The sequence below is a fragment of the Candidatus Gracilibacteria bacterium genome, assembly GCA_010119145.1.
Classification (GTDB): domain Bacteria; phylum Patescibacteriota; class Gracilibacteria; order BD1-5; family UBA6164; genus JAACSU01.
In genome coordinates, this window is the sequence record JAACSU010000027.1 from 1 (window position 1) to 3635 (window position 3635).

The 3635-nt window shown below is 33.6% G+C and carries 3 protein-coding genes; all 3 read left to right on the plus strand.

From position 1 onward, the window contains the following. Nucleotides 1–309 precede the first annotated feature (309 nt). A complete protein-coding gene (thpR, locus tag GW846_06495) occupies nt 310–915 on the plus strand; it encodes an RNA 2',3'-cyclic phosphodiesterase (protein ID NDK10394.1) in 606 nt (201 codons plus the stop codon). A 28-nt stretch (nt 916–943) separates the two neighbouring features. Next, nucleotides 944–2356: a UDP-N-acetylmuramate--L-alanine ligase gene (murC, locus tag GW846_06500; protein ID NDK10395.1), complete on the plus strand. Its 1413-nt coding sequence runs from the start codon at nt 944–946 to the stop codon at nt 2354–2356. Nucleotides 2357–2412: 56 nt separating this feature from the next. Then, on the plus strand, nt 2413–3635 hold a 1223-nt coding region (gene aspS, locus GW846_06505), incomplete at its 3' end, for an aspartate--tRNA(Asn) ligase (protein ID NDK10396.1).

The window sequence follows — 3635 nt, forward strand, 5'->3', positions numbered from 1 at the left end:
TTTCCCTCACCCCGCAAATTCCTCTTTTTCCCGGCAAAATAATACAAAAATGAGGACAATTTTGGCACTGTTTCCCTCACCCCGCAAATTCCTCTTTTTCCCGGCAAAATAATACAAAAATGAGGACAATTTTGGCACTGAACTTTTTCCCCAGGCAATTTTTTGTATAAATAGGCTTCTTTCATATTTCCTACGAATTACGAATCAAAACGAATTACGAATAACTTCTTTAATTTTACTTCATTTTATGATAAGATTCAATTAGGTTCAACATTCGTAATTCGAATAAATTCGTAATTAGTTAGGGTTATGAGACATCGAATTTTTATTGCTATCAATTTTCCAGAGGAAATAAAAAAGGAGCTAAGCTCCTTTCAAGAAAAATGGCCGGAGTTACCTTGTCGTTGGGTAAAGAAAGAAAATTTACATATCACTTTGGCTTTTTTGGGTTACCTTACTGACGAAGAATTGCCAGAAGTTATAAAGATTACAAAAGAGATTACCCAAAGACACGAACCCTTTTCAATAAATTTAAACAAAATCTGCTATGGACCGCCAAAGAAACCACCGAGAATGATTTGGGTTGAAGGGGAGAAATCGAAAGATTTGGCTAATCTTCAAATTGACTTAGAAAAATCCTTAATTTCCTCAGGAAAAATTAAATTTGAGCCAGAAGAAAGGAGTTTTACTTCCCACATAACTCTGGGAAGAATTAAACAATGGGAATTTAAGCAAATTGAACCAGAAGAAAGGCCGGAAGTAAATGAAGATATAAATTTGAGCTTTGAGGTAAATTCAATTGAGGTAATGGAAAGTGAATTAAAAAGAGGAGGAGCAGAATACATGGTGCTGGAATCAGCACTCTTAATGACTACTTGACAAATTGACTACTTGACAAATTGACGTATCAAATAGTCAAATAGTCAAATAGTCAAATAGTTAAATGAAGTTACACTTTATAGGAATCGGGGGGATCGGGGTCTCGGCTTTGGCAAGATATTTTTTAGAAAAAGGTTATCAAGTTTCTGGTTCGGATTTGGTTTCATCAGAAATTACCGAAACCCTAAAAAAATTAGGGGTAAAAATTTTAGTTGGTGTACATAATAAAAAATGTTTAACATGGAATGTTAAACAGCCCGATTTGGTGATTTATAGCCCGGCAGTTCAAAAAAATAATCCAGAGTTAAAAGCAGCAAAAAAATTGAAAATTAAATGCTTGAGTTATCCACAGGCTTTGGGTGAATTGACAAAAAATCATTTTACTATCGCAGTTTGTGGAAGTCATGGAAAAAGTACGGTGGCAGCAATGATTGGGGTTTTATTAAAAAAGGCGGGATTTAGCCCAACGGTTATTTTGGGGACAAAAGTGAAAGAATTTGGAGATTCTAACTGTAGGGTAGGGAATACTAAATATTTAGTTATCGAAGCAGATGAGCATTTTGCTTCCTTTTTAAATTATTGGCCAAAAATTATTGTTTTGACAAATGTGGAAGCCGATCATTTGGATTTTTATAAAAATTTAAAAAACATTCTAAGAACTTTTAGAAAATTCGTTTCCCATTTGCCTGAAAATGGAATTTTAATAGCAAACAAAGACGACAAGCGCATTCTTCGAATGCTAAAATCAAAAATCAAAAATCCCTATAAGGCCGAGCCTTCGGGCTTTAGGCAAAAATCAAAAATACAATTTAAAATTCAAAAATATTCGCTGAGACAAAATAAAACAAAAAAATTGAGAAAAATTTTGAAAATTCCAGGAGAGTTTAATGTTTCAAATGCTTTGGCGGCTTTAACTCTGGCTCGGGTCTTAAAAATTCCAGATAAAATTTCTTTTAAGGCTCTTTCAGAATATCGAGGTTCCTGGCGCCGTTTTGATATTAAAAAAATAAGAATTAATAATAAAGAATTAACAATTATTGATGACTACGCCCATCATCCAACCCAAATTAAAGTCACATTAGAAGCGGCAAGAGAAAAATTTCCAAGGAAAAAAATCTGGTGTGTTTTCCAGCCCCACCAATATCAAAGAACATATTATTTGTGGAATGATTTTGTTAAAGTATTAAGCGAAGCTCCAGTTGATAAATTAATCATCACTGATATTTATGATGTGGCAGGAAGGGAAGACCCAAAAATTAAAAAGGCAGTTTCTTCTGAGAAATTGGTCCGGGAAATTAACAAAAAAATTGGACATAATCAGGTTACGACCGTGACTCAATTATGTCCAGTTATGTATATTCCAAATAGTAAAGAGGTTGAGAGGTATTTAAAGAAAAATTTAAAGGGTGGGGAAGTGGTGCTCATTATGGGCGCAGGGGATATTTACGAAATAAATAAAAAATTAAAACCCGAATAAACGTGCTTTATTTTTGAGAAAATCGAGCTTATAATTGGAATATACTATAAATAATCATGCAAAGAATTCTTAATATAGAAACAGTTAAATATTCCGGAAAAAAAGTGAGGATTTGTGGATGGGTTAATTCAAGAAGAGATCATGGCGGAATAGTTTTTTTGGATTTGAGGGACAGGTCTGGAATTTTACAAGTAGTTTCAAGCCCGGATTTGGTTAAAGATATTAAAGAAGAATATGTTTTAGAAATAGAAGGGGAGATAGAAAAAAGACCAATTAAAATGGCAAATATTGAATTGGAAACGGGAGGAATAGAATTGAAAGCTGAAAAGATTAAGATTTTAGCCAAGACCCGGTCTCTGCCATTTGATTTAAAGGAGTTAAAATTGAGTCTGCCAAAACTTTTGGATTATCGCCCCTTAACTCTTAGAAATGAGAAAATCAAAGCCATTTTTCGAATTGAAGAAAAATTAATTTCCAGTTTTAGAAAGGCAATGAAGGATTTAGATTTTATTGAATTTCAGGCACCAACAATTGTTCCGGGTGCTACTGAAGGAGGAGCTGAAGTTTTCCATATCGATTATTTTGACAAAGATGCCTATCTGGCCCAAAGTCCCCAACTCTATAAGCAAATTTTAGTTGGAGCTTTCGAAAGGGTTTTTTGTGTTACCCATGCCTATAGAGCTGAACCCAGTGTCACCACTCGCCATCTCACAGAATATATTAGTTTAGATGCCGAAATGGGGTTTATCGACTCTTGGGAAGATTTAATGGATATTTGTGAAATTGTAATTAGAAATATTTTTTCCGATATCGAAAAAAATTGCCAGAAAGAATTAAAAATGTTTGGGGCAACTTTACCAAAATTAAGTCAGAAAATTCCTCGTTTAAAAATGCGAGAAATTCAAGAAATTATTTTTCAGAGAACAGGCCGAGATAATAGAAAAAAACCAGATTTAGAACCGGATGATGAAAAAGAAATTTGCCAATTTTCGAAAGAAAAATATAATTCCGAATTGATTTTTATTACTCACTATCCAACCAAAAAGAGACCTTTTTACACTTTTGCCGACCCCGAAGATCCCGAATATACTTTAAGTTTTGACTTGCTTTGTCGAGGATTAGAGATAGTGACCGGCGGTCAGAGAATCAATGATTACGAAAAATTAATAAAAAATATTAAAAAATTATTTTCCCACAAAATTAAAGATTTTGAGTTTTATTTGCAGGCATTTAAATATGGCATGCCACCCGAAGGAGGCTTTGCCATAGGGGCAGAAAG